A 26,771-nucleotide genomic window follows, 5' to 3' on the forward strand; every position below is an offset into this window, starting at 1 on the left:
CCGGTGCCATGGTTCGGATTATTTTTGTAATATATTTGCTACCTCTGCTGGATTTATGAATATTTTTGTACTTGGTAGCAAGTGAATATAATTTAACACTTCTTTTCCTATCAGCACAGGATATTGTTTGGATTCATTTTGAATAATTGACGTATGAAACGGAAACAAAATCGCACTAAAAATCGGGAGTTCGATTTTATGCTTAGCAAACAAGCGATTTTATTCGATTTCAATTCGTTCTAACTGGACTTCTGAACTTTGTAAAACATCTTTATGTTCATCCATTTCACGAATCATTTGGCGCGAAGCTTTCACGATGGTAATATGCCCTTTTATATTCTTTACCTCGAGTACTACGCAAAAATAAGGTGTGAGGACGATACAATCGATTTGCGAAGAACTAATGAAAATATTTGAAAGCACAGTGACTTGATGCTGAAATTGTGTTTGGAGCAGTTTGGTAACATACTGTTCACCGTAGTCACCTGATTCAACATTTTTCAGCTCGTTTTGAATATGAGGATATTGATCGCAATTAGAAGAAAGTCTTTTTAATAACGTATGCAGCCCCAAATAATGCAAAGAGCGGTGCATAATAAAAAGGCCTCCTTTTGCCTAAGCAAAAAGAGGAAAATATGGGTTGAGGAAAGATTCATCGTGTTTACATGAACCTACCCAAATTATACTGACAATACTATCCAATTTCAAATATTTTCTAGTATATTATTTTGATTTAATCGCATCAAATAGTAAAACTTAATGTTAGTATAATAGTTTTTTGTAGTATGTATTTTACAATTTTTTTGGCTAAAAAAACACCGAGAAAAAATTTTTTCATCGGTGTTTTTTAAGTGGCGTATCTACTCACATTGCATATCCTCCGTTTAACTTTCCCTTCTGCATAATTAAATCATAAAATAACGCTTCATTGCGCTCGGCTAATGCATCATCGATTAAACGCGAAAGGTTTTCCTCTTCCAGTGATTGGATCAATCCTAAAATTTCTACATCCATTTCCTCTACTTCATCCTTTGCTGGTTTCGCATCGGCAGCCGAGCTTTGGAGAATCGGCGTTAGATGCTCATTTACATTTGATACGAGTAGCAATTGATACAATGGTAACCGGATAAAGCGATTGCCGCGCTGGAACACGAATACTTCTGATAAGTTTTCTACTTGCATCGTATTTAAATCAACAGTCATTTCTTTGCCTTCAATCGGAATGAAGTGATAAATTTCATCGTCTTTCATAATTGAAAAATACTGATACGCAAACACTAGGCGTAGCTTCGTTCCCGATACTTTTGTGTAAAACGGTTTCATAAATTGAACAGTAATCAATATCCACACCCTCCTAATAGTTAAAATATTCTGTGTATTAACGAAATAAAACTAATACACTAATAGGTATATTTATTCATTTTATGTAAAGCATCCTGCACTTAGTAGGTTTTCTCGTCAGAAAAAACATGACTAATACCAACGGGGTTACATAGTACTAATATATCCACAATTTAGTGAATTCAAACGCCCTTTTGATGGGATACAGATAAGTTTTGCTCACTTCACCATTTACTTTTTCGCCCTAATCCAGAAGGAACGTTTCATCTTTATTTACGCTTCGAAACAATTCACGTTATAATAGAAGGAACGACTTTTTTAGGAGAGGTTTTTTATGGGACTTTCGATTCCTGTCATTGCACAGGATAACGTCGATTTTATTAATAGAGAGTTAGAAAAATATGAGCGCGAGTTGCATCCTTCTGCGGGTGAAGATGAGGAACTCGTGCGTCGTGCTGTGTTTTCAGTACGCAATAAGTCTGTCTTATTTGAACGTTATAACACGGCATCATCCAAATTATTTACGGTCGTGCAAGATGTACGCCCTGCGGAAGTAACAATTGATTTCCGCCACCAGGCTACACAATGTACATGCCCACAAAAAATGTGCCGGCACCAGCTCGGTGTACTGCTCGGCTTGTATCAATACTTTGGCTCTGTGCAAGAGTGGGCCGCGAACTGGCGCAATAAGAAATCCGTCCAATTCGTCCAGTTAGCAACAGAACGAACACCAGAAAGCTGGCAGCGAATGGTGGAGGAAGTGATGAACCACTTACTCCCAGCAGGACGCCGCATTGAAAGTTATTTAGTGACATCGATTATTGATCATGCACACGCTAAATTGCGCCGCTATATGCCACTTGAGCGAGAATGGCAACCGATTTATAAGCTTTACATGGAGCTCGCGGTATTAAATAAAATTTGGTCTCACTTTATCGCAACGGCTTCACCACTGCATTCGGATTACTTCCAATATGCGATGGATCGACGTTACGAATATGCGCTCGATATTATCGATGAACTAAGCAGTAAATCAAGGCTTTTTGCGACAGATCCCTTTTATGATGCGTTGCAACAACAGGTGCGCACACTCTTGTTGCAAGGGGAAGGATTACCGCACCTGCGAATTAGTTTTTATTTAGTATGCTGGGAAAAAATTTTCCATGACAAAAAACGAGCCGAGCAAGAGCTAGCTGCCTTAGCAGACATGAAACAAGCAGCGGATATCCCGCGTGATGCCATTAGCCTGCTTTTCTATATCGTATTAAAAGATTACAAAGCAATTGAGCAAAGCTTGCAACACATACAACCTGAATTTATTCATATTTACGAAGCACTTGTGCATTTTGCCCGCAATGTATTCGATGAACGGGCAGCTACCCTTCTATTAAAGGCGATGTTGCCACATGTAAAACAGTATATTCAGGAAGTATTACCTCCGCATCACCGCCAGCTCTTTACAAATACATTAAATGATTTATATGCAGCAATTGAGCTCACCGAGGCAGAGGAACTCATACTTTACGGCGCATTCGGCAGGTATGGTATTCAACCGTATTCCGACTACTTATTACAAAAAGGACGTTACGCGGACTGGGTAGCCCTTCATCAGCTTTACCCATCGTCTATTTCGTATTTGGAGTCGATTGGACTCAAACAAGTACTATCAGAAAACCCAGCGGCTACATTACCGCTGTACCATCACTATGCAATGGAAGAAATTAAGCAAAAATCACGTATGAATTACAAACAGGCCGTTCGACTTTGGAAAGGGATGAAGTCTGCTGCGAAAAAAGCGGGCAAAACGGCTTACTTTGAAGCATATATGGAAAACGTACGACTGCATTTTAAACGACTACGAGCATTACAAGAAGAGCTCGATAAAGCCAAATTATGTTAAGGAGTGATAGAAAATGATTGAGACAGCACCTTTCGTAAAAACGCTCCGCTTAAAAATCGAGTTAGTGAACGCGGGTTACTACTCCTTAACTGCATTAAATGAAGACGGGCTCATTCATGCAGCATCGAGTTGGGCACCGCTTCTTTACTATAAATATGAGCCAAACTTTTATGGGATTAGTGCGAAAATGGATGAGCGTGACCTTATGATTTCGGCTGCTCATTTACTGGATGCCCTGTCGCCACGCTATAAACATCCGTTTCTACACATTGAGCCAGTTGACCCAAGTTCGGCACAGCACCTTGCCCATATTAACGCTGCACTTACTTACTGGCAAGACGAGACCCTTTGGCAACATGCACATGTAACGGAAGACAAACTAACCTTTGATGTGGAACATGCAGCCATACTTGAGCAAGCTGTGACGCAGCAATTAACACAAGCCGGGCTGACAGTTGCAGATGTTCCTGCGCTACTGCCGTATTTTCAAAATGGGGGCTGGCCGTTACAAACAGAGCGCATGGCTGGCAATGTACAAGTCGCGCTTCGTTTAAGTGAACCTGCTGAACAGGAGGAGGATTGGGTACTAGAAACCGTTTTGCTATCCCCTACCTCAGCGAAGCACTGGACACCCGCGATTCGTAAACGTACCTTACCTATTGAAATTGTACTTCCCGAGAAATGGGCAGAACTGACGCCAGACATTGAACAGCTACAAGACCAAATCATCAAACTGCTTACACTCGAGCATCACGCGCCGTCTCCCACGTCTCCCACTACCTTTATCCATCTACGGTTGCAGGATGCGGATGTGCGACATTTCTTACAGCATGATTTAGCGAAGTTACAAGCACTCGGATTTGAAATTATTTTACCTGCTTGGTTAAAAGAGCTGAAGCAGTCAAAATTAAAAGTACGAGTAAGCGCAGGAAATACATCCGCAAGAAAAACAGCTGGTCTGGATGATATTTTGACATTTCGCTGGCAGTTCTCGATGAATAATGAAGCCATCTCTGCGGAACAATTCCGCAAGCTCGTAGAAGAAAAGCGTGAATTTATGCGAATTGGGAACGAATGGTTCCGTATTGATGCAAACTGGCTCCATGAAATGCGCGAGCTGATGAATCAAGCAGAAGAAGAAAACTGGACCGTTCGCGATTTGCTGTTCCGTGAATTGCCGGAAACATTGATGGCACCACTTGAAGAGGAAGATGATGCAGAACGCGACGACCCGATGTTCGCCTTTGAAATGCAGAAATCATTGCAAGGGTACATTGAACAACTGCAACATAAGCAAGGGCTTCCACCTGTTGCACCTCCGATTCGCTTGCAGGCAACGCTCCGTCCCTATCAGCAACAAGGGTACGAATGGCTTGTCTTTATGCGACAGCAACAATTCGGTGCCTGTCTAGCCGATGATATGGGGCTTGGAAAAACGGTGCAGCTTATTTCTTATGTGCTTTATACGATTGAGACGCTAGAAGTCGAAGAACCGACTCTCATTATTTGCCCAACTTCCGTACTTGGCAATTGGCAAAAGGAGCTTGCGCGTTTTGCGCCAACACTCACTGTGCATACGCATTACGGCGCTAATCGTTTGAAGCACGAACAATTTGAGGGGTTCTTACAAAAAGAACGCCCACATATTATTTTGTCCACATACGGAACAATCTCGCAAGATGCCGAGTTCTTACAGCATATACGTTGGGCAACGATTGTGTTAGATGAAGCACAAAATATTAAAAATATGCAAACGTTGCAGTCCCGCTCCATTCGCACATTAAAAGGGGCGCATCATATTGCCTTAACCGGGACACCTGTTGAAAATCGCTTATCGGAGCTTTGGGCCATTTTTGACTTTATGCATAAAGGCTATCTCGGTAGCTTCGGTAAATTCCAAGAGCAGTTTATTTTACCGATTGAAAAGGATGAATCCGAAAAACATAAGCAAATACTACAAATGAAAATTCGTCCATTTTTACTGCGCCGAACAAAGCGTGATCCAGACTTAATGCTCAACTTGCCAGATAAACAGGAAACGCAAGAGTTTTGTCCATTAACACCTGAGCAAGCCGCGCTATATGAAGGGTTTATTGAAGAGACCGTTGCGCAGCTTGAAAAGTTAACGGGCTTTGAGAAAAAAGGGCGCATTTTAAAAATGCTGAATAAGCTCAAACAATTATGTAACCACCCTGCCCTTTATTTAAAGGAGCCATTTGATGAAGCACAAGTTGAGCTAGAGCGTTCTGTTAAAGTGAAACGGATTGTACAGCTGGCAGCAGACATCGTTGAAAATGGCGAGCAGTGTTTAATCTTTACGCAATATATCGGGATGGGGCAACTGCTACAGCATTGTTTCTCAGAGCTCTATGACCTAGATGTACCGTTTTTAACCGGTAGCATGCCAAAACAACAGCGGGATCGCTTAGTGGACAGCTTCCAAAAAGGAGAGTTCCCAATCTTTTTACTATCGCTCAAAGCGGGCGGGACAGGACTCAACTTAACAGCTGCCAATCACGTTCTCCATGCCGATCGTTGGTGGAATCCAGCGGTTGAAAATCAAGCAACAGACCGCGCCTACCGTATTGGTCAAACACAGTTTGTGCAAGTGCATAAATTTATTACGATTGGGACGATTGAAGAAAAAATCGATAAAATGATCGCCATCAAATCCGCACTTTCAGAAGAATTGATTCAATCAAGTAAGTGGCTTACAGAACTAGATGATGCTGAGTTAATGCATTTAATGATGCTCGACACAGCGAATTTAACATAAAGAGGGAGAGTCTTTTTTGCCACGCGCGCAGGAAAGACTCTCTTTTTATCGGTTCTACTACTATTCAGTTGTTAAGAAGTTAACGGTATAGATAGCGATATACCGTAGTTTAGTAAGTGGGGGTAAAAATTGTACAGTCTTTTGTACAGATTCGATTTGTTTATTGCACTACTATAACGAAAGCAATTCGTCATGTTCTTTACCTTCTTACAATTGCATGTTCACCTGTCACTGACTCCGCATTTACGTCTACTTCTTGCTCCTCAGAAGGAAGCACAAAATGTTCTTCTAAAGGAGTTTCCCTTATTTCTTGCGTCGCTTTATATGCTGAAGCTTCCGATGCGAGCTGCTCTTCTCGCTGCTTCAAGGCAAAAAATCGGACATCTTCGACGACTACTTCGGTTGTATACACTTTACTATTTTCCTTATTGACATACGCTTTGGATTGTAAGCGTCCACTCACCCCAATGAGTGAGCCTTTGCCGCAATATTTAGCGATACGTTCCGCAAGTTTTCCCCAAGCGATGCAAAGTAAATAATCTGCATCGACTCCGCCTTGAGTATTTCGGAAGTTTCGATTGATTGCGATGACAAAGCTTACAGTTACTTTATTGTCAGATAGTTGTCGAAGAACGGGATCTTTTGTCAATCGTCCGACTAGCCCGACTTGGTTCATTGACACACCTCCTTTCGTTGTTGTTATCTTATTACACAATGTCGTTTTGAGCAAAACGCCAAAATAAAGATTTGCTATCATTTTGGCCTACCAAAAATCATTTTTAGCTACACACCAAAATAAAAAAATGCATCATTTTATGTGTCTATCCTTGGTCTAGCAACAACGGCAGAAAGAGCCGACTTTTTAAATTTGCAAAGTTTTTCTATGGTATAATGACTTCAAAAAAGAAAGCTGGGTGGAGGAAAATGAAAACGTTTAAAATGATCTCTTTTGACTTACTGTTAGCTGATCATACACAGCAAATTCCGCTAATAGATGGCATTATTATTAATCAGGAAAATAGCCATCATTCGTGGATTTTAGAGCTATATATTCCAAATAACTTTAATGAAGTGTTCGAGCCACTGCTCGCTTCTGGTGATGTGTTTGAAGCACGAGCCGTCATCTCATTCCCCGACAATGAACCCGCACCTTTTACACTAGTTGTCAGCAAAATAAAACACATCGGTGATCATATTTCTGTCTTATTGAAAGGGACATTAAAAGCACAGCGCAAGCGTTACGCAGAGCAATTATTGCAAGAGCTTTTAGTAGAAGGCTTATCAAATGACCAGCTACTTGACCGCTTTAAACAAGGTATGAAAGAGCGCCCGAAATTGAAAGGTATGTAAAATGGCGTGCTTAAGAGGTCGTTTTGCTTGAGGGGAGCGGATACACGCGGCTTTTGGTCGGATACGCGGGGGTTTTGACCGCTTAGCCGCTGATTTTGCTCGTTTGCCGTGCCTTTTTGCTCGGATAAAATGGGCTTTTGCCCCCTTAAAACGAATTACCTCAAATAACTAAAAAGAAACACGACTGCCAATCAGCAGCCGTGTTTATCGTTATTCATCTTTATTATCTCGGTCGAGACGGTCACGCTTATCTTCAATAATGTCTTCTTCATTATTGATAACTCGCTCGTCCATGTTGTTAATATCAGGGGCTGCAGCATTTTGACCAGCACCGTTTGAGTTTTGGCCATTTAAATTACGGTCATTTGTTGAATTGTTACCGCTCATCCCGTTGTTGCCCCCAGCACCATTCATGTTGTTACCACCATTAAAGTCAGAGCCACGATTATCTTTATTCGATGTCGGTGACTCCACATTGGCATTGTCCCCATTCATATAGAGACCACGATCTGAACCGTTTGTGCCGTTATTTACCCCATCAATTGTACCGTTGTTATTATCATTATCATACGGTGTGATGATGTCACTGGCATTTTCGTTATCCTTCATTGGCGTTTCCTCATCATTTGTGCCTGTGTTACAAGCAGCAAGTGTTGTACTAGCTAGTAAAGCAGCGGCAATTAGACTCCCTTTGCGCATAAAAAATTCCTCCTTTCTTCGGTTTCATCTGACTACAATGTAGTCAACAGTAGATTGCCCGAGAAAAGGAGGAACTATCCGAAATTTACGTATCTATTTTAATTGCTGTTTTAGTAGTTGTTCTACATATGCTGCTTCTGCTTTACAATCAAAAGTATAGTTTGTTCCAAGTTGTTTCTGCATTTTGTCAATCGAATCCATTTGCTTTTTTGTTGGTTTTTCATTTAAAATTTTTGCAATCACTTCGTCGATTTTCTTTGCCACTTCTTCATGGAACTCAGGATTCGTTAGTATTTCTTGTGGTACTTTGTCAAACCAAGCTGCATTTTCTGTAAAATACTTTTGCCAACTTGCGACAAAATCCTCCATCGAAAATTTATCTTCATCCCAGCCAATACTCGCCAAATACAATTCAAATGATGTTGAGATAGAACGGGTAATGCTTATCTTGACGCCTGAAGATAGTTCTTTATACATCTATTTTAAACCTCCTACGTTTAAAGCCAAACCTACGTACATAAACAATGTTAACCTTTGTATTTTATAACCTTTAGCCAAAAAAAACAAATCAGCCTGTAACAGGGCCTAATGCAAATAAAATTTCAGCTTCACATACAAGCTCACCGTCTACTGTCGCAATCCCTTTGCCTTTGCCCATTTGTCCGCGTAACTTAATGAATTCCACTTCCAAGAGTAGCTGATCGCCTGGCGTTACTTGACGTTTAAAACGACAATTGTCAATACCTGTTAAAAATGCTAAGCGTCCTTTATTTTCTTCTACGCTTAATAAAGCGACACCACCTACTTGTGCCAATGCTTCGACAATTAATACACCTGGCATCACTGGATAACCAGGGAAATGTCCATTAAAAAAGTCTTCATTAATGGTTACATTTTTAAGTCCTACAGCTCGTTTTCCTTGTTCTAATTCAACAATACGGTCCACTAAAAGAAAAGGATAACGATGTGGTAAAATTGCTTGAATTTGTTCTACATTTAACATGTCCATACTCCCCTCGTGCGCTATGTATAAATAAACGATTTGTTCACATTATGTAAATGACGAATCGTTACATCTTCTATGTTCGAAAGATACATCTCGACCTAAAACAGGTCGAGATGCCAGCCTTGCCTTTGTCATGAGTCATTTTATTCCATTTCATAATTCATTACAAACACATAAGCTATTATTTTACTGTTTTCCATTCAAAATGTCGAGAATATGCTCCCACGTGCTCCATTTCAGGGCATCGCTCGCATTTCCTTCACCTATGACAGAATAGCCGAAAACAACACCGATTGCCCCTGCTACTATAAATAATAGTAGCACTAAAATGATACGAAGCCAAATCGGTATTAGACGAATTTGTACCCATCGTGTGGATTTTTCTTCAACCGGCGTCTCCGCTTGTCTTTTCTTTTTTGGCTGCTCTTTGGCGGTATGGTTTAATTCATTCGTCATTACTGTTCTCCCTAATTTACTTATCGGATGCCATTAATCAGGCCTAACATTTGGTCACCAATCGTAATGGCACGTGAATTGAATTGATAAGAACGCTGTGCTGCAATTAAATCCGTCATTTCCTTCGATAAGTTTACGTTTGAAGATTCTAATGCACCGATTTGCATGCTCACTTCATTACGATTCAACCCTTGTAAATCAGTTAAAATCTCTTCTTCAGCATAACCAATTTCGTCCAAATTATTCGGTAAACTGATGTATGCACCGCTGTTTAAGTGCTCCATTACTTGTGGTTTTGTAATTTCTGTTACAGCTAAATCAAATTGGATGACTTGTCCATCTTCGTAGTTGACATTTAATGTACCTGCTTGTGACATCGTAAAGTCTTTCACACCATCCGGAAACGTAATCGATGTTCCGTTAGCAGAAAGTACTGGATAGCCATCACTTGTCACTAATACGTTTGTACCGTCTCCTTGTGGGGACATATAGAAATTCCCTTGGCGTGTATAGGCTGTTGAACCATCTGCTAGCGCAACGTTAAAGTATTGATTGGACTTTGTAAAAGCAAAGTCTAAGTTACGATCAGTCATTTGTAATGAGCCTTGTGATTCGTTTGATTGAATTTGGCTTATATGTGCCCCGACACCGTAGCGAATGCCTGCTGGTGATTGACGAAACGCAGGGTTATCTTGCTGATCATTATTAAATTGTTGATACAATAGCTCTTGGAAATTTGCTTGTTTTGTTTTATAGCCAATTGTATTGCTATTTGCGATATTATTACTAATCGTATCTAGTTGAACTTGCAGTTGTCCGAGTGTGTTCGCTGCTGTATGCATTGTACGAATCATCTACTAAGCCTCCTATACTCTACCGATTTCATTTACCGCTTTGTCGATGCTCTTATCGTAAGCTTGTAGCACTTTTTGGTTTGCTTCATATGCTCGGTAAGCGGTCATTAAATTTGTCATGGATTGTGCAGAATCTACATTCGATGCTTCTAAGTATTGCTGCTGCATACTAAATGTGACCCCATCTACCTCATAGGCAGAAGGCAATGCCTCTCCCTCTAATAGACGGAATACCCCATTGTCTTGTTTCATTAAGAGATCCGTATTCGCTGCAAATGCAACGCCTAGTTGTGCTACTTGCCCGCCGTCTTCATCTGTAATGATACCATCAGGCGATATGGTGAACTGATCATTTTGTAATTGAATCGGATTGCCTTCTCGATCTAGCACATATTGTCCCATTGCTGTGACAAGATTGCCTTGCCCGTCTAATGTAAAGTTCCCATTACGTGTGTAAGCCTCGTTCCCATCTGGGTGCTGTACACGGAAGAAAATCGCCCCTCGATTGCCCGATTGCTCATCCACTGGGAGTTGTCCATCAAGCAACGCGACATCTGTTAACAGGCCTGTTTCTCGTAATGCACCTTGCATATAGTTCGCCAGTGTTTCTTGTAAATACACACCCGTATTTAATGCGCCAACAGGTGTGGCTTGTAGTGCATTTAACCCTTTTTGCGTTGGAATACCATTCGATGTAATGGCCGACATCAGCATATCCGGAAATGAACGGATTGTCGATTGGTCTGCTTTATAACCTGGTGTATTAGCATTTGCCATATTATTTGTCAGAATTTCTGTTTTTCGTTGTTGAGCAGTCATACCAGACATAGCTGTATAAAACCCTTTAAACATGGAAGCTCACCTCGAGAATTAAAGTTTTGATGCTACGCGATCAATGTTATCAAGCATAATGCCTGTCCCAATGGCTACGCAGTCCATTGGATTTTCGGCGATAAATACAGGCACTTTTAATTCTTCCATTAATAGTTGATCCATGCCATGTAATAATGCGCCACCACCTGTTAAAATCACACCGCGGTCGATAATATCCGCTGATAACTCTGGCGGTGTTTTTTCTAGTACATTTTTGGCTGATTGTACAATCATCGCTACCGATTCACGTAGTGCACTCTCAATCTCACTCGAATGAATCGTAATCGTGCGCGGTAAACCTGTCACCATATCACGACCACGGATATCCATCGTTTCATCATGCCCTGCTTCTTTAAATACAGTACCGATTGTCATTTTAATTTGCTCTGCTGTACGCTCACCAATTAATAGCTTGTACTGTCTCTTTATGTATTGGAGTATATCATTGTCAAAAACGTCACCCGCTACTTTAATTGACTCACTTGTTACAATATCACCCATTGATAGTACAGCGACATCTGTCGTTCCGCCACCGATGTCGACGACCATATTACCGCTCGGTTGGAAAATATCCATTCCTGCACCGATTGCCGCTACTTTTGGCTCTTCTTCTAAATATACTTTTTTGCCACCCGATTTTTCCGCTGCTTCACGAATCGCTTTTTGCTCTACGCTTGTAATGTTTGTCGGGCAACAAATTAAAATACGTGGCTTCGATAAAAAGCCCTTTACATTTAACTTATTTAAGAAGTATTTTAGCATCGCTTCTGTCGAATCAAAATCGGCAATGACCCCATCCTTTAATGGACGGATCGCTACGATATTACCTGGTGTACGTCCAACCATTTGACGTGCTTCCTCACCAACAGCTAGGACTTTATTTGATTTTTTATCAATGGCTACAACAGAAGGCTCATTTAACACGATGCCTTTGCCCTTCACATGAATCAGTACATTCGCCGTACCTAAATCGATGCCAATATCTTTAGAAAACATGTTTTTTTATCTCCTTCCCAGCTTCTCCAACATGTACACGTGCATATCTGTTTATCTTGAATATTTTATCATATTAAAGGCTAAATTACATCTATATTATCGGTAATACTTTCCTTTTACAACGATTCCACCTACTCATTTCGACAATAAAAAAAGCATTTCGACGATTTTTGATACTCGTCAAAACGCTTTTTCGTCCATGTGGGTCTGTTGATCTTTGTGCTGTTTTTGCTGCCATTTCTTCCGTGTCGCTTCTCCTCCTCGGAGATGCCTGATTGATTTATGATACGCTAAAACTTGCTTAACATCTGTTGACAATGTCTCGTTGACTTTTTCTAGGCGTTCTGTCAGATCTTTGTGGACTGTACTTTTCGAATACCCTGTCATTTTAGCGATGGCGCGAACGGTTTCCCCTGTCTCTACTAGCAGCTGCCCTAATTTCACGCAGCGATGCCGAATATGCTCGTGCACGCTCTCTTCCTTTCAATCGCGTGTTTATTCAGCTTATGCCGCGTGTAGGAACATTAGAACTTAGAATGCCAGTAACGTTCTAGGATTAATGTACTGACCGTCTTTTAATACTTCAAAATGAAGGTGAATGCCTGCTTTTGGGTTCCATTCGTTTTCAATTGTCATCCCAATCGGCTCCCCTTGTACGACATTATCGCCTTCTTGTACGACAATATCCCCTACAGAAGTATATTGTGTTGTATAGCCATTTTCGTGTTCAATTGTCACTTTGTTGCCCGTAAATGCATCAAGCTTCACTTCTGTGACTGTGCCACTTAACGCGGCTAACACTTGGAACGGTTCGCTATTAATAGCGATTGAAACACCATTTGACGCTGAGTATGTTTGATTAAATACAAGTAGTGCATTTTCACGTGTTTCAGCATCTGCTGTTACATCATAAAAGTCCTGTAAAATTTTCACGTTGTTTAACTGTAACTCATCAAACGGAAACTTCATTGTTTCTTCTACTGCATTTGTTTCAATGATTGTGTTTTCCGGCTCTTGTGATACAGGTTGAAGTGTATCCGACTCTTCCGGTGTAACTAGTACATTATAAAGTACGATAAAGGCAATCATAATAATTGCAATGATTGCATAGACAGCTGGCCAAAACCATTTTTGATCGACCCAAGTTTTTGGAGAAGTAGTTTGTTTATCCTCTCGCATAATATTATCACCTCGAGTGCTATTGTTAACACATTTTGGTGATTTTAAACAAAGTTATACCGAAATTTTACAATATTTTTTTGTGAAAATATATGGTTTTTAATAACGGACTGAATCCTGCTGCCACCATTTCCATAAAAAAGACTCATTGTTCTGCACAGGCAAGGGTAGCCATCTGTGTATTTGGATAATAATGCGCCAAAATTTGTTCCGCTGTTTTCCCTGTTTGGGCAAGTTCATTCGCTCCGTACTGACTCATTCCTACGCCATGCCCGTAACCTTTTGTAGCAATCGTAATGTCTGTATTCACCGTAATCGTGAAGTCTGTCGATTTTAAGTTTAACAATTCACGAAACTTGCGCCCATTCCACGTTTTCCCGCCAATTGTAATCGTTTCGACACGCTTGGTATTGTTACGTGTTATTTCGGCTTGCTGCAGTTGAGCAAGCGTCAACGTTGTTTGTAGCTTGTCATTTAACTGGGTAAGTGTGAACGTTTGTGTATCTGTATATTCTTCCGGTGTAGAAACAGTCGTAAGATAGGCTACGGTCGATCCGCTATAGTTTTGGGCAGATTCTGTTTGGCCATTGGAAGCAGCATGAAACATCGCTGTAATCGGTTCATCATTATACGTAAGAATTTGATTTTTCGTAGCCGTTACCGCTTCTTTTAGTTTTTCTTCATATTTCGGATCTCGTTCTTCTTTAAATACTTGGTGGGCCGTCGTTTGCTTAATAGGGGTTGTCCCGAAACTGGTTTGATGCATAGCGTATGTTCTCGCTGCAATGGCTTGTGCCTTTAACGCTTCTGGATGAAAGCTTGCTGGCATTTCCCCAGCCACTACACCAATTAAATATTGCTCGAGCGCAATTTGTTCATTTGATTCGGTAAGCGTGATAAAAACTTCACAATCCTCCTCTTCCTGTGACGTTTGAGTTTGAGTTTGATTTTTTTTGTACTGCAACGGAATGATAAATAACAAAATAATAAGGGCAACAAATATAATGTATTTTTTCATAACGCAATGTATGAGGAAAGGGCTTGTAATAATTCCGAGGAAGCTTTAAATTTTTTCCACCTGTTTTCGGCACAATTCTGCTTGTTTTTTATGGATGTGAGTGGGGGGATAGTGTTTGGATCGGATAACACTGGTTTTTGCTCGTATAGCGTTTGTTTTGACCGCTTACAGACTCGTTTTGCCCGTTCAGCTACTTTTTGCTCGGATACCCTGAGCTTTTGCCAAACAAAAAAATTGCGAGCAAAATTAATTACTCGCAATTTTTTATCATATAATGATAGAAATAAGCATAGGGTACATTTAAGCCGTTGCTTGTTTTTTGACAATCGCTTTATCGGTTACACGTTCGATATCTGCCCCTAATGCGGCAAGCTTTTCATGGAAATTGACATACCCACGGTCTAAATGATGGAGCTTTGTCACACGTGTCATGCCTTCTGATACTAACCCTGCTAAAATTAACGAGGCTGCTGCACGTAAATCAGTAGCTGCTACTTCAGCACCTTGCAAGTCTGCTTTTCCCTCAATAAACACAGAGCGCCCTTCGATTTTAGACACTGCATTCATACGACGGAATTCTTCGACATGCATAAAACGGTTCTCAAATACCGTCTCCGTAATAATGCTTGTGCCTTCAGCCGTAAGCATTAGCGCCATTAACTGCGACTGCATATCCGTTGGGAAACCTGGATGTGGCATCGTTTTAATATCGACTGCTTTTAATGGACCATTTGCACGTACACGGAGTCCTTCTGCTTCTTCTGTGATTTCTACACCCATTTCTCGCATTTTAGCAATTAATGCGGTCATATGCTCAGGCACTGCATTTTCAATGACTACATCCCCACGTGTAATGGCCGCTGCTACCATAAATGTGCCCGCTTCAATACGATCAGGAATAATATAATGTGTCGTACCTGTTAATTCTGTTACACCTTCAATTCGAATTGTGTCTGTACCCGCACCTATGACGCGTCCACCCATAGCATTAATAAAATTTGCTAAATCGACAATTTCAGGCTCTTTTGCTGCATTTTCAATAATTGTTGTACCTTCTGCAAGTGCAGCTGCTGACATAATATTTTCTGTTGCCCCAACGCTCGGGAAGTCTAAATAAATTTTCGCACCCTTTAGACGATCTTTTACAACAGCTTCCACATACCCGTGACCAACTGAAATTTCTGCACCCATTGCCTCAAAACCTTTTAAATGCAACTCAATTGGTCGCGATCCAATTGCACATCCCCCCGGAAGTGCGACACGAGCAAACCCGTTACGTCCAAGCAATGACCCCATTACTAAAATCGAAGCGCGCATCTTGCTTACATACTCAAACTGAGCTTCACTTGAAAGGCTACCTGAAGCATCAATAACCATTTCATTTTGATCTGCTTTATATTCTACTTTGGCATTTAAGCTTTTGAGTACTTCACTAATCGTGTGTACATCTGCTAAGTCTGGTACATCTCTAATAATATGCTTTTTATTTGAAGCTAACAGTGAGGCTGCCAAGATGGGTAAAACGGCATTTTTTGCACCTTCTACTTTTACTTTGCCTGTTAATGTCCGGCCACCTGTTACAATAATTTTATCCACAATTCGTCCCTCCGAATACAATTGTTACGAAACTGCAAAACCCAATTTATAAAAAAAGTTTAATAGTCTAATTTATACAAACAATTTAATGTTAACTTGTAAGACCTCTCAATACAAGCGCCCAAATCACTATTTTACGTTATTTTGTAGAAATAAGCTACATTTTATAATACGCACCTTATACAAATATCGTGAATTACCTATTAATCAAAAAAATGTATAATTGTTTACTACACTACAGGCAAAATACTATTGTGGAAATAAAAACAAGTAACAATATGGGCCATTATAAACTTTGTAGCGATAAACAAGGGCTTATTTCCCCCTACAATGCATATAACTTACTATGTATCCTCTTATTTTATCGAAATAAATAAGGAATTTGCTGTGACCAATTCGAAAAATGGATAAAGAAATCAGCGACACTTGAACCAATCGCAATGCTTAATAAAATATAAATCAATTGAATTTGAAATACTTTCCCTTTTTTAAAAAGCTGCTCTAAGCGAAACGCTTGTAGCGCGTAAAAAGTAACACCGATAAAAAAGATGTACGCTACCGTACCAAATAAAGCTTGCTGACCCGCTTCCGTATAAAAATCCATCCTTGAATGCCTCCATGTTTAGAAAGACACCTCTCGACAAAAGTAGGTCGAGAAGGTGTCTTTTGCTTATGCGAAACTTATACTTCCCTATCTGCTAAAAAAGAGCGGACAACAGTAATTGTCCGCTCCTATTTATTAGATATTACCCTCATGAACATTGATACGATTAATTGCGCGTTTTAGAGCTAACTCCGCACGGTTGAAATCAACGTTATCTTGTTTTTGTTGAAGTCGTTGCTCAGCGCGAGCTAAAGCTGCTTTTGCACGAGCGACATCAATCGATGAAGCAACCTCTGCAGATGATGCTAAAATCGAAATTTTGTCTGGACGCACTTCAATAAAACCACCGTTAACAGCCGCAAGTTCTGTTTGGCCGCCTTCTGTTTTTAGCTTCACTGCACCAATTGCAAGTGGAGCTACCATAGGAATATGGCCTGGAAGCACACCCATTTCACCTGAAGTTGTTTTCGCGATAACCATTGCTACTTCAGCATCGTATACTGGGCCGTCGGGAGTGACAATATTGACTGTTACTGTCTTCATATTTTTTCCTCCTCGCCGTTAGAATTAAACCTCTACGCCCATGCCTTTAGCTTTTTCTACTACTTCTTGAATGCTACCAACTAAACGGAAAGCATCTTCTGGTAAGTGGTCATATTTACCTTCAAGGATTTCCTTGAATGAACGTACAGTTTCTTTAACTGGTACGTATGAACCTGCTTGACCAGTGAATTGTTCCGCTACGTGGAAGTTTTGAGATAAGAAGAATTGAATACGACGAGCGCGTTCTACTGTTTGCTTATCTTCATCAGATAACTCATCCATACCTAAGATGGCGATGATATCTTGTAATTCACGGTAACGTTGGATCGTACGTTGTACACCAGTAGCTACTGCATAGTGCTCTTCACCTACGATTTCTGGTGATAATGCACGAGAAGTTGATGCTAATGGGTCAACGGCTGGGTAGATACCCATCTCAGATAATTTACGCTCTAAGTTCGTTGTTGCATCTAAGTGAGCGAAAGTTGTTGCTGGAGCTGGGTCAGTATAGTCATCGGCTGGTACGTAAATTGCTTGAATCGAAGTTACAGAACCTTTTGTAGTCGATGTGATACGTTCTTGTAATTTACCCATTTCAGTAGCAAGTGTTGGTTGGTAACCTACCGCAGAAGGCATACGACCTAATAGGGCAGAAACCTCAGAACCTGCTTGTGTGAAACGGAAGATGTTGTCGATGAATAAAAGTACGTCTTGACCTTGCTCATCACGGAAGAATTCCGCCATTGTAAGACCAGTTAACGCTACACGCATACGTGCACCAGGTGGCTCGTTCATTTGACCGAATACCATGGCAGTTTGCTTAATAACGCCTGAATCTGTCATCTCGTGGAATAAGTCATTACCTTCACGAGTACGCTCACCTACACCAGCGAATACAGAGATACCGCTGTGCTCTTGCGCGATGTTGTTGATTAATTCTTGGATTAATACTGTTTTACCTACACCGGCACCACCGAATAGACCGATTTTACCACCTTTGATGTATGGTGCTAATAAGTCTACTACTTTGATACCTGTTTCTAGGATTTCAACTGTAGTTGATAATTGATCGAAAGTTGGTGCTTCACGGTGAATTGAATCACGGCGAACTGAAGCTGGGATTTCTTCACCTAAGTCGATTACTTCACCAAGTACGTTGAATACACGACCTAGTGTTGAATCACCAACTGGTACTGAAATCGGTGCTCCTGTGTTAGTCACTTCTGCACCACGTTGTAAGCCATCAGTAGATGACATCGCAATTGTACGAACAGCGTCGTCACCTAAGTGAAGTGCAACTTCTAAAGCAAGAGTTGTTGGCTCTTCGTTTGGACGTTCAATCTTAACTGTTAATGCGTTATAGATTGCTGGTAATTGACCGTTCTCGAACTTAACGTCGACAACTGGACCCATTACTTGTAGAACGTGTCCTTTGTTCATTATGTGTACCCTCCTATCGTATTCTTATACGACATTGGCAGACTGCCGCCTATTCTAAGGCTGCAGCTCCACCAACGATTTCTGTAATTTCTTGTGTAATTGCTGCTTGACGTGCACGGTTGTATTGCAGAGATAAGTCTGCGATTAAGTCAGATGCATTATCTGTTGCATTACGCATTGCCGTCATACGAGAAGCATGTTCACTTGCTTTACCGTCTAATAGAGCACCATAAATTAAGCTCTCTGCATATTGTGGAAGTAATACTTCTAGAATTGCTTCACCAGATGGTTCGAATTCGTATGCAGCTTGAGTAGAAGCCGGTGCAATATCAGTTAATGGAAGAAGCTTTTTCTCCGTAACTACTTGAGAAATAGCACTTTCAAAGTGGTTATAGTACATATAAAGTTCATCATATGCGCCATCAATGAACATACCAACAGCATTACGAGCGATTTCTTTAATATCAGCGAATGTTGGTTGGTCAGGAAGAGCAACGACACTGCTAATAACATTATGATCACGTTTTACAAAGTAATCACGTACGATACGACCTACAGCTAAAACTACGTACTCGTCTTTTGACTTGTGACGTTGGTTGATTGTACGTTGCACTTGACGTAAAATACTAGAGTTGTAAGCACCTGCTAAACCACGGTCAGAACCGATTACAAGGTAAGCAGTTTTCTTAACAGGACGGACAGTTAACATTGGATGCCCGCTGTCTTTTGTACCTGAAGCGATTGCACCTACTACATCTTGAATTTTCTCCATGTAAGGAACGTAAGCTTTAGCGTTTTGCTCTGCACGACGTAATTTCGAAGAAGAAACCATCTGCATCGCTTTAGTCGTTTTTTGCGTACTCTTTGTAGAATTAATACGACCTTTAATTTCGCGTAAGTTTACCACTGGTATTTCACCACCTTTTGTTTTTTAATCACAGTCCGATATTACTCAGATTTAGCGAAAGTTTTTTTGAATGCGTTGATAGCTTCAACGATATCAGCATCCGCTGGAAGATCTTTTGTTGTACGGATATGATCTAAAACGTTAGTGTGGTTTGAATCTAACCAGCTTAACAATTCACCCTCGAAACGAGTGATGTCTGCTACTGGGATATCATCTAAGTGACCACGAGTTAACGCGTATAAAATAACAACTTGTTTCTCAACTTTAAGTGGTTTGTTTAGGTCTTGTTTCAGAACCTCTACCGTACGTTTACCACGCTCTAATTTAGCTAAAGTCGCTTTATCTAAGTCAGAACCGAATTGAGCAAACGACTCTAACTCACGGAAAGCTGCTAAGTCAAGACGTAATGTACCCGCTACTTTTTTCATCGCTTTGATTTGAGCAGAACCACCTACACGTGATACTGATAAACCGGCGTTGATCGCTGGACGTACACCAGAGTTGAATAAGTCAGATTGTAAGAAGATTTGTCCATCAGTGATCGAGATAACGTTTGTAGGAATGTAAGCTGAGATATCCCCTGCTTGTGTTTCTACGAACGGTAACGCTGTGATCGAACCGTTTTGGTACGTTTCGTTTAACTTCGCAGCACGCTCTAATAAACGGCTGTGTAAGTAGAATACGTCACCTGGGTAAGCTTCACGACCTGGAGGACGACGTAATAATAATGATAACTCACGGTAAGCAGATGCTTGTTTAGATAAGTCATCATATACTACTAATACGTGTTTACCTTGTAACATGAATTCTTCTGCCATCGATACACCAGCAAATGGCGCTAAGTATAATAGCGGAGCTGGTTGAGAAGCTGAAGCTGTTACAACGATTGTGTAATCTAAAGCGCCGTTTTTACGTAATGTTTCAACTACGCCACGAACTGTAGATTCTTTTTGACCGATTGCAACATAGATACAAATCATGTTTTCACCGTTTTGGTTTAAGATTGTATCGATTGCTACAGATGTTTTACCTACTTGACGGTCACCGATGATTAACTCACGTTGACCACGACCGATTGGTACAAGCGCGTCAATCGCTTTGATACCTGTTTGTAATGGCTCATGTACTGATTTACGCGCCATTACACCGAAAGCTGGGCTTTCAATCGGACGAGATTTATCTGTGTTGATTGGACCTAATCCGTCAACTGGTTGACCTAATGGGTTTACAACACGACCAATTAGTGCTTCACCAACTGGTACTTCCATGATACGACCTGTACGACGAACTTCATCGCCTTCTTTAATGCCAAGGTAGTCCCCTAGAATAACGATACCTACGTTACCTTCTTCTAAGTTTTGCGCCATACCCATAACACCGTTAGAGAACTCTAAAAGCTCTCCAGCCATGACGTTGTCGAGGCCATGAGCAAGAGCAATACCGTCACCAACGCGGATAACTGTACCTACTTCGCTTACTTGTAATTCAGATTGGTAATTTTCAATCTGCTGTTTAATCAGACTGCTGATTTCTTCAGCTTTGATGCCCATGTATGTTCACCTCTCACATTTCTTAAAATTAACCAACTAACGTACGCTTTAGACCTTCAAGCTTAGAAGCTACTGTGCTGTCATAAATGTAGTTGCCGATTTGTACACGAATGCCACCAAGTAATGCTGGCTCGATTAAGTTTGTAATGTTTAGCTTTTCTTTTCCTACTAACTTGGCGAAAGATGCAGAAATTTCTGCGCGTTCTTCGTCAGTTAAAGCGCGAGTTGAGTAAACTGTTGCTTCAGCAGCGCCTTGAGCCGATGCTGCTAGTGTTTGGAATGCTTCTGCTACTGCAGATACTTCGTTAATACGCTTACGATCTACTAATACGTGTAAAAGATTTACTACTGCTGGGTTCGCATTTGCAAGCACACCAGTAATTAATGCTTTTTTCTTGTCCGTAGAGATTTTAGGCGCTTGTAGTAAAGAAAGTAACTCTGGAGTTGCTTCTAAAGCTTTTGTAAGCTCCTTTAAATCTGCGACGATCTCAGCAAGCGTGTTTTGTCCACTTGCTAATTGGAATAATGCTTCAGCATAACGCTTAGCTACAGTCGATTGACTCATTTCGCCTCGCCTGCCTTCGCAATCGTTTCTTTAATTAATGCGCTATTGTCAGCCTCAGAAATTTCTTTTCCAAGAACTTTAGATGCTGCAAGCACTGATAGTGAAACCACTTCTTCACGCACAGCAGCGATAGCTTTCTCTTTTTCTGCCTCGATATCACGAACAGCAGCTTCTTTTAAACGAGTTGCTTCATTACGAGCTGCAGATACGATTTCTTCACGAGTTACATCAGCTTGTTTCTTCGCACCTTCAATGATTGTTTGTGCTTCAGTACGTGCTTCTTTTAAAAGAGATTTTTGCTCTTCTAATACGGCATGTGCTTCTTTACGAGCTTTTTCAGCTGCATCGATTTCGCTTGCAACTAACTCTTCACGTTGTTCCATGATGCCCATTAACGGACCCCAAGCGAACTTTTTAAGAAGAAGTAGTAATACTAGGAAGATAATTCCCGTTGCAAGGATATCACCAGTGTTAAGACCTGTTGCTCCAGCAGCAAGTACAAGTTTATCTAATCCCACGATTGTTTCACTCCCTTCAAGAGCTTGACTAAATTCAAAAATCTATAATGTTTAAAACTTTACGTTCAATGTCAAATACTACTTTAATATGTACGATTAAGCATTTACCTAACCATACAAAAGGAATGGCGAAGATGTGCTTCGCCATTATCATCTAATAATCCTGAGATTATTTGTTCATTACGATGAATGCTACTACTACCGCGATGATAGGAAGGGCCTCAACTAATGCAACCCCGATGAACATTGTAGTTTGAAGTACGCCACGAGCTTCTGGTTGGCGAGCGATACCTTCTACTGTTTTTGAAACGATAAGACCGTTACCGATACCTGCACCAAGTGCACCTAAACCGATTGCGATTGCTGCTGCTAATAAACCTAATGAACCTGTCATTTTAAAATTTCCTCCTTGGAATGTTTGTTTTTTGTTTGGTTCAAATTACCACGTGGTTAACGTGGAATTTTATAATTAATGGTCGTGACTCACTTTGTGCGCCATGTAAACCATTGTTAACATAGTGAAAATGAAAGCTTGGATAAACCCGATGAAAATCGAGAATCCTTGCCATGCCATCATTGGTACGATTGCACCGACAGCACCAATTGCGCTAGATGTCGCTAAACCTGCGATTAACGCAAGTAAAATCTCACCAGCATAAATGTTACCGTAAAGACGTAGACCAAGAGTTAATGTGTTCGCAAACTCCTCAACAATCTTTAATGGGAACATGAAAGACATTGGTTGGAAGTATGTTTCTTTTACATAACCACCTGCACCTTTTGCCTTCACACCATAGTAATGTGATAACACGATTACTAGTGCGGCTAATGTCATTGTGACTGTTGGGTCAGCTGTTGGTGATTTCCACCATAATACATCATCATAAATGATAGCGAATGGAAGACCCAGTAAGTTGGCAACTGCAACGAACATGATAAGTGTAATTCCTAGAACGTGGAACGGCTTACCTGTTTTCCAGTCCATATTTCCCGTAACGATGTTCTTTACGAAGTCCATAACCCACTCCATAAAGTTTTGCATGCCTGTTGGCTTAAGTGCTAAGCTACGTGTCGAAATAAACGCGATTAAGAACACGACTATAGCTGTCACTAATAACATCATTACTGTAGATAAGTTGAATGTAAGTGTTACAAACCCAAGATCTAAATGTGCTTCAGGACTTTTATGATTCATTTCTGCATTCACCTCTCTTTCCAATGCACTTTTTTATTGGTTTTTGATGGCATGTACGACACGTTCAATCACAAGCAATACATACGGAATCATTAAGCCTATAACCGTGCTAATTAAGTGAAAATATTGTGGCAACGAAATTGCAATTGCGACTGCCGCAACACCAGATCCGAACCGCAAAGCCGTACCGATTGATGGTGCTTTCGTCCCTTCACTTATGGAACGGTCAAACTTTTCCATTCGTCGAAGCAAAATCCAAAAGTTATACGTGCCAAAGAATGCACCGAGAGCTATTCCAGCGAATACTGTTTGATATGCAGTAAATCCCCAGCCTAAAGCACTGAGAGCAAGCAAAAAAAATAACGCTTTTTTCTGCATAGCGAAAATATGATGCAAATCTAGCATTGGCAATTAATCTCCTGAATCTTTTTTTTCGAGTAAAGAATCGTTTTAGACCATCAAGTGAACTAAATCGTAGCAAATAGATGCACTACAAGCTGTATTGCATCTAGAAATAATAGTTGCATTTTGAGCATGTCCGCTCCCTCAACAACAAGTCATGCTACTTACTAGAAAGCTAAACCACTTTTATGGACACTGATCCAGATGCATAAAAACGTTGCAAATTGACAATTTTGGTTTCAACTGCCAGTCTAGTAGAAACTTGATATAACAAGTGTTTCAACACTTTTTGACTACAAGAAACCCTTATCATTCTTACCCTTTGTTAGCATACAATAGGGGTTATTTGATGTCAATTGGTTCAGGTGAAAAACTTCACATTCTCACTTTTCTTGTCAAATTGTTGACAAATTTGTGTATGAAAATTCACATTTGCCAACAATATTTTTTATTGTCGTCATTTTTAGCTGCTTTAAGACGTTTTTCTTCTATTGTTTGTAAAATTAGTGTATTCGCAATTTTTCAACTTCTACGACAAACATCTACTACTAAAGTAATAAGTGCATTTTCGCTACATTAGCGCAATAAATACATAAAAAAAGGGGCATATTGAGATAAAAATCGCCTGTTTCGAGTTAAAGCGTAACTCAACATTCCCCTACTTTTTATATTATTTCACACTATCTAAAAATTTAATAAGTGCTTCTACAATTCGTTTCGATGCAAATCCGTCACCATAAGGATTGGAAGCTTGAGCCATCTCCGCATACGCTGCTTCATCTACAAGCAATTCTTTCGCTAATGTATAGATGGTATGTTCATCTGTACCTGCCAGCTTTAATGTACCCGCAGCAATCCCTTCTGGACGTTCTGTTGTATCGCGCAGTACTAGCACAGGCTTCCCTAAAGAAGGCGCTTCCTCTTGTACACCACCTGAATCGGTTAAAATCATATAGGAGCGCGCTGCAAAGTTATGGAAATCAAATACTTCAAGTGGTTCAATTAAGTGAATACGAGGATTATCTCCTAATATTTCGTTGGCTACCTCACGAACAGCTGGATTCATATGTACAGGATATACCACTTGTACATCTTCATGCTCCGCTAGTAAGCGATTGATCGCACGGAACATATTGCGCATTGGGTCACCTAAGTTTTCACGGCGATGTGCTGTCAGTAAAATCATCCGATCCTGACCGACTTTCTCTAGCACAGGGTGTGTATACGCTTCTTTGACCGTTGTTTTTAAGGCGTCAATGGCCGTATTCCCTGTGACGAAAATCGCTTCAGCTAGCTTATTTTCCTTTAGTAAGTTTTCCTTTGATACTTCTGTTGGCGCAAAATGTAAATCAGCCATTACCCCTGTTAATTGACGATTCATTTCTTCTGGATACGGGGAGTATTTTTGGCCTGTTCGAAGCCCTGCTTCTACATGCCCAATCGCAATTTGATTGTAAAACGCCGCCAAGCTACCAATGAACGTCGTTGCTGTATCCCCATGCACCAAGACGATATCTGGTTGTGCCTCTTTCATCACACGATCTAGCCCTTGTAATGCATTCGTTGCTACATCGACTAATGTTTGGCGATCTTTCATAATGTTCAAATCGTAATCCGGTGTAATATGAAATGTCTCCAGTACTTGATCGAGCATTTGGCGATGCTGTGCCGTTACTGTCACAATCGATTCAATTTTTTCAGGATACTTTTGCAACTCCAGTACAAGCGGTGCCATTTTAATTGCTTCAGGACGCGTCCCAAAAATCGTCATCACTTTAAATTTTGCCATGATTAAAGTCTTATCCTCTCTTTATTACAAAATGGGATGTCACATACGCAACATCCCTTTTGTTTCATATTATTTTGTACCAAATAAGCGGTCACCAGCGTCACCAAGACCTGGTACGATGTAACCGTGATCGTTTAACTTTTCATCTAATGCCGCAATATAAATATCTACATCATCATGCTCATCTTGAATCGCTTTTACACCTTCTGGCGCTGCAATTAAGCACATAAACTTAATATTTTTAGCACCGCGCTTTTTCAAAGAGTTAATCGCTTCAACAGCTGAACCACCTGTTGCTAACATTGGGTCTACAATAATGAAATCACGCTCTTCTACATCAGCTGGGAGCTTCGCATAATATTCCACAGGTTTTAGTGTTTCTGGGTCGCGGTATAGACCGATATGCCCTACTTTCGCAGCTGGAATCAGTTTTAGTACACCATCAACCATCCCAATGCCTGCACGTAAAATTGGCACAATGGCAATTTTTTTACCTGATAATACTTTCGTTTTCGACGTTGTAACAGGCGTTTCAATTTCGATTTCTTCCAATGGCAGATCACGTGTAATTTCAAATGCCATTAATGTTGCTACTTCGTCCACAAGCTCACGAAATTCTTTTGTGCCTGTGTTTTTATCACGAATATAAGTTAACTTATGTTGGATTAGTGGGTGATCAAAAACATATACTTTACTCAAGGTGGATCTCTCCTAACTGTTGTTTATCTGAATCAGTATAGCATAAAAAAACAAACTGTAACATCGAGAGTTATCACAGTTTGTTTTTTGAAATATATGATTATTTTAGCTCACTATTAAAATGCATTTGATGTTTGGTATGAATGCTTATGGAAAAAATCCCGCGTGTTGATTTACCTCTTATTGCTAAAGAGAACATTGGAATACGTTGATTTCCGCTACGGCTGACTCGCTTTCCGCAGGCACGGCTTCAACTAATTTATTTCGGCTAATGCCGAAATAAATGGATTTTCAGCTCGGGGCAACATGATGTTGCTCACAAAGGCGTTGCCACAGGACGTGGTGACTTTAGCCTTTGATCTTTCTCCTACAGGAGTCGAGTCGCCTCCGCTCCAATCAACGAGCAAGCGCCTTTTTATTAATCATTTCACTAAAAAGCACGCTCATAATATACTATTACTTGTATAATCAACATACATAAAAAAAAATCCCAGTATAACATACGTGCTTTCAAC

Annotated in this window: 29 protein-coding genes; 3 read left to right on the top strand and 26 right to left on the bottom strand. The window is 40.5% G+C overall.

All coding sequences use genetic code 11. The annotated features are described in order from the left end of the window. Positions 1-219 precede the first annotated feature (219 nt). Positions 220-594, bottom strand: a complete 375-nt coding sequence (locus AAGS61_RS03825) for a nuclease-related domain-containing protein (protein ID WP_391367569.1) — start codon at positions 592-594, stop codon at positions 220-222. A gap of 270 nt (positions 595-864) precedes the next feature. Beyond that, positions 865-1,341 (bottom strand): IDEAL domain-containing protein, encoded by a 477-nt coding sequence (locus AAGS61_RS03830; RefSeq protein ID WP_391367572.1) that lies wholly within the window; start codon positions 1,339-1,341, stop codon positions 865-867. 334 nt (positions 1,342-1,675) lie between these two features. Between AAGS61_RS03830 and AAGS61_RS03835 the strand changes: the two genes are divergently transcribed. After that, entirely contained in the window at positions 1,676-3,241 is a 1,566-nt protein-coding gene (locus AAGS61_RS03835) for a hypothetical protein (protein ID WP_391367575.1), read from the top strand. Between the two features lie 13 nt (positions 3,242-3,254). After that, entirely contained in the window at positions 3,255-6,017 is a 2,763-nt protein-coding gene (locus AAGS61_RS03840) for a DEAD/DEAH box helicase (protein ID WP_391367577.1), read from the top strand. A 199-nt stretch (positions 6,018-6,216) separates the two neighbouring features. Here AAGS61_RS03840 and AAGS61_RS03845 read toward each other — a convergent pair whose 3' ends face one another. Continuing rightward, a complete protein-coding gene (locus AAGS61_RS03845) occupies positions 6,217-6,693 on the bottom strand; it encodes a single-stranded DNA-binding protein (protein ID WP_391367579.1) in 477 nt (158 codons plus the stop codon). A gap of 248 nt (positions 6,694-6,941) precedes the next feature. Here AAGS61_RS03845 and AAGS61_RS03850 point away from each other — a divergent pair, with 248 nt between their 5' ends. Beyond that, the gene (locus tag AAGS61_RS03850; protein ID WP_391367582.1) at positions 6,942-7,367 is read left to right on the top strand and encodes a YwpF family protein; all 426 of its coding nucleotides are present in this window, start codon (positions 6,942-6,944) and stop codon (positions 7,365-7,367) included. A gap of 210 nt (positions 7,368-7,577) precedes the next feature. Here AAGS61_RS03850 and AAGS61_RS03855 read toward each other — a convergent pair whose 3' ends face one another. From AAGS61_RS03855 to upp, 23 genes are all read right to left on the bottom strand, one after another. After that, positions 7,578-8,066 (bottom strand): hypothetical protein, encoded by a 489-nt coding sequence (locus AAGS61_RS03855; protein WP_391367584.1) that lies wholly within the window; start codon positions 8,064-8,066, stop codon positions 7,578-7,580. Positions 8,067-8,159: 93 nt separating this feature from the next. Further along, positions 8,160-8,543 carry a hypothetical protein gene (locus AAGS61_RS03860; protein ID WP_391367587.1) on the bottom strand — a complete coding sequence of 128 codons (384 nt, stop codon included), beginning with the start codon at positions 8,541-8,543 and terminating at the stop codon, positions 8,160-8,162. A 91-nt stretch (positions 8,544-8,634) separates the two neighbouring features. Continuing rightward, positions 8,635-9,069, bottom strand: a complete 435-nt coding sequence (gene fabZ / locus AAGS61_RS03865) for a 3-hydroxyacyl-ACP dehydratase FabZ (protein ID WP_391367590.1) — start codon at positions 9,067-9,069, stop codon at positions 8,635-8,637. A gap of 189 nt (positions 9,070-9,258) precedes the next feature. Continuing rightward, on the bottom strand, positions 9,259-9,528 hold the full coding sequence (locus tag AAGS61_RS03870; protein WP_391367593.1) for a DNA-directed RNA polymerase subunit beta: 270 nt from the start codon (positions 9,526-9,528) through the stop codon (positions 9,259-9,261). 20 nt (positions 9,529-9,548) lie between these two features. Then, a complete protein-coding gene (locus AAGS61_RS03875; protein WP_391367596.1) occupies positions 9,549-10,382 on the bottom strand; it encodes a flagellar hook-basal body protein in 834 nt (277 codons plus the stop codon). A 12-nt stretch (positions 10,383-10,394) separates the two neighbouring features. Further along, positions 10,395-11,234: a flagellar hook-basal body protein gene (locus AAGS61_RS03880; protein ID WP_391367599.1), complete on the bottom strand. Its 840-nt coding sequence runs from the start codon at positions 11,232-11,234 to the stop codon at positions 10,395-10,397. An 18-nt stretch (positions 11,235-11,252) separates the two neighbouring features. Next, positions 11,253-12,251 (bottom strand): rod shape-determining protein, encoded by a 999-nt coding sequence (locus AAGS61_RS03885; protein WP_391367602.1) that lies wholly within the window; start codon positions 12,249-12,251, stop codon positions 11,253-11,255. Between the two features lie 180 nt (positions 12,252-12,431). Continuing rightward, positions 12,432-12,722 (bottom strand): sporulation transcriptional regulator SpoIIID, encoded by a 291-nt coding sequence (locus AAGS61_RS03890; protein WP_391367604.1) that lies wholly within the window; start codon positions 12,720-12,722, stop codon positions 12,432-12,434. Between the two features lie 60 nt (positions 12,723-12,782). Next, a complete protein-coding gene (locus AAGS61_RS03895) occupies positions 12,783-13,430 on the bottom strand; it encodes a peptidoglycan DD-metalloendopeptidase family protein (protein ID WP_391367607.1) in 648 nt (215 codons plus the stop codon). Between the two features lie 145 nt (positions 13,431-13,575). Then, on the bottom strand, positions 13,576-14,448 hold the full coding sequence (gene spoIID / locus AAGS61_RS03900; protein ID WP_391367610.1) for a stage II sporulation protein D: 873 nt from the start codon (positions 14,446-14,448) through the stop codon (positions 13,576-13,578). Between the two features lie 300 nt (positions 14,449-14,748). Next, positions 14,749-16,044, bottom strand: a complete 1,296-nt coding sequence (murA, locus tag AAGS61_RS03905; RefSeq protein ID WP_391367613.1) for a UDP-N-acetylglucosamine 1-carboxyvinyltransferase — start codon at positions 16,042-16,044, stop codon at positions 14,749-14,751. Between the two features lie 361 nt (positions 16,045-16,405). Beyond that, positions 16,406-16,648 (bottom strand): DUF1146 family protein, encoded by a 243-nt coding sequence (locus tag AAGS61_RS03910; protein WP_391367616.1) that lies wholly within the window; start codon positions 16,646-16,648, stop codon positions 16,406-16,408. A 135-nt stretch (positions 16,649-16,783) separates the two neighbouring features. After that, complete coding sequence (locus AAGS61_RS03915) at positions 16,784-17,191, bottom strand: F0F1 ATP synthase subunit epsilon (RefSeq protein WP_391367619.1); 408 nt, start codon at positions 17,189-17,191, stop codon at positions 16,784-16,786. A gap of 24 nt (positions 17,192-17,215) precedes the next feature. Further along, a complete protein-coding gene (gene atpD, locus AAGS61_RS03920) occupies positions 17,216-18,631 on the bottom strand; it encodes a F0F1 ATP synthase subunit beta (protein WP_391367622.1) in 1,416 nt (471 codons plus the stop codon). A gap of 49 nt (positions 18,632-18,680) precedes the next feature. Further along, positions 18,681-19,538: an ATP synthase F1 subunit gamma gene (gene atpG / locus AAGS61_RS03925; protein WP_391367624.1), complete on the bottom strand. Its 858-nt coding sequence runs from the start codon at positions 19,536-19,538 to the stop codon at positions 18,681-18,683. A 41-nt stretch (positions 19,539-19,579) separates the two neighbouring features. After that, positions 19,580-21,088, bottom strand: a complete 1,509-nt coding sequence (atpA, locus tag AAGS61_RS03930) for a F0F1 ATP synthase subunit alpha (protein ID WP_391367627.1) — start codon at positions 21,086-21,088, stop codon at positions 19,580-19,582. Positions 21,089-21,116: 28 nt separating this feature from the next. Then, positions 21,117-21,653, bottom strand: coding sequence for a F0F1 ATP synthase subunit delta (locus AAGS61_RS03935; RefSeq protein WP_391367630.1), 537 nt, complete (start codon positions 21,651-21,653; stop codon positions 21,117-21,119). After that, positions 21,650-22,171 carry a F0F1 ATP synthase subunit B gene (atpF, locus tag AAGS61_RS03940; protein ID WP_391367633.1) on the bottom strand — a complete coding sequence of 174 codons (522 nt, stop codon included), beginning with the start codon at positions 22,169-22,171 and terminating at the stop codon, positions 21,650-21,652. The genes AAGS61_RS03935 and atpF overlap by 4 nt, the downstream gene beginning before the upstream one ends. A 169-nt stretch (positions 22,172-22,340) precedes the next feature. Continuing rightward, positions 22,341-22,565, bottom strand: coding sequence for a F0F1 ATP synthase subunit C (atpE, locus tag AAGS61_RS03945; protein ID WP_004269474.1), 225 nt, complete (start codon positions 22,563-22,565; stop codon positions 22,341-22,343). A 75-nt stretch (positions 22,566-22,640) separates the two neighbouring features. Beyond that, positions 22,641-23,366, bottom strand: coding sequence for a F0F1 ATP synthase subunit A (atpB, locus tag AAGS61_RS03950; protein ID WP_391367637.1), 726 nt, complete (start codon positions 23,364-23,366; stop codon positions 22,641-22,643). A gap of 33 nt (positions 23,367-23,399) precedes the next feature. Continuing rightward, positions 23,400-23,771, bottom strand: coding sequence for an ATP synthase subunit I (locus AAGS61_RS03955; protein ID WP_391367640.1), 372 nt, complete (start codon positions 23,769-23,771; stop codon positions 23,400-23,402). Between the two features lie 667 nt (positions 23,772-24,438). Then, a complete protein-coding gene (gene wecB / locus AAGS61_RS03960; RefSeq protein ID WP_391368319.1) occupies positions 24,439-25,560 on the bottom strand; it encodes a non-hydrolyzing UDP-N-acetylglucosamine 2-epimerase in 1,122 nt (373 codons plus the stop codon). Positions 25,561-25,626: 66 nt separating this feature from the next. Beyond that, a complete protein-coding gene (upp, locus tag AAGS61_RS03965) occupies positions 25,627-26,256 on the bottom strand; it encodes a uracil phosphoribosyltransferase (RefSeq protein WP_391367643.1) in 630 nt (209 codons plus the stop codon). Positions 26,257-26,771 lie beyond the last annotated feature (515 nt).

The organism is Lysinibacillus sp. KU-BSD001 (genome assembly GCF_042920265.1).
In the GTDB taxonomy this organism is placed as follows: Bacteria; Bacillota; Bacilli; order Bacillales_A; family Planococcaceae; genus Lysinibacillus_B.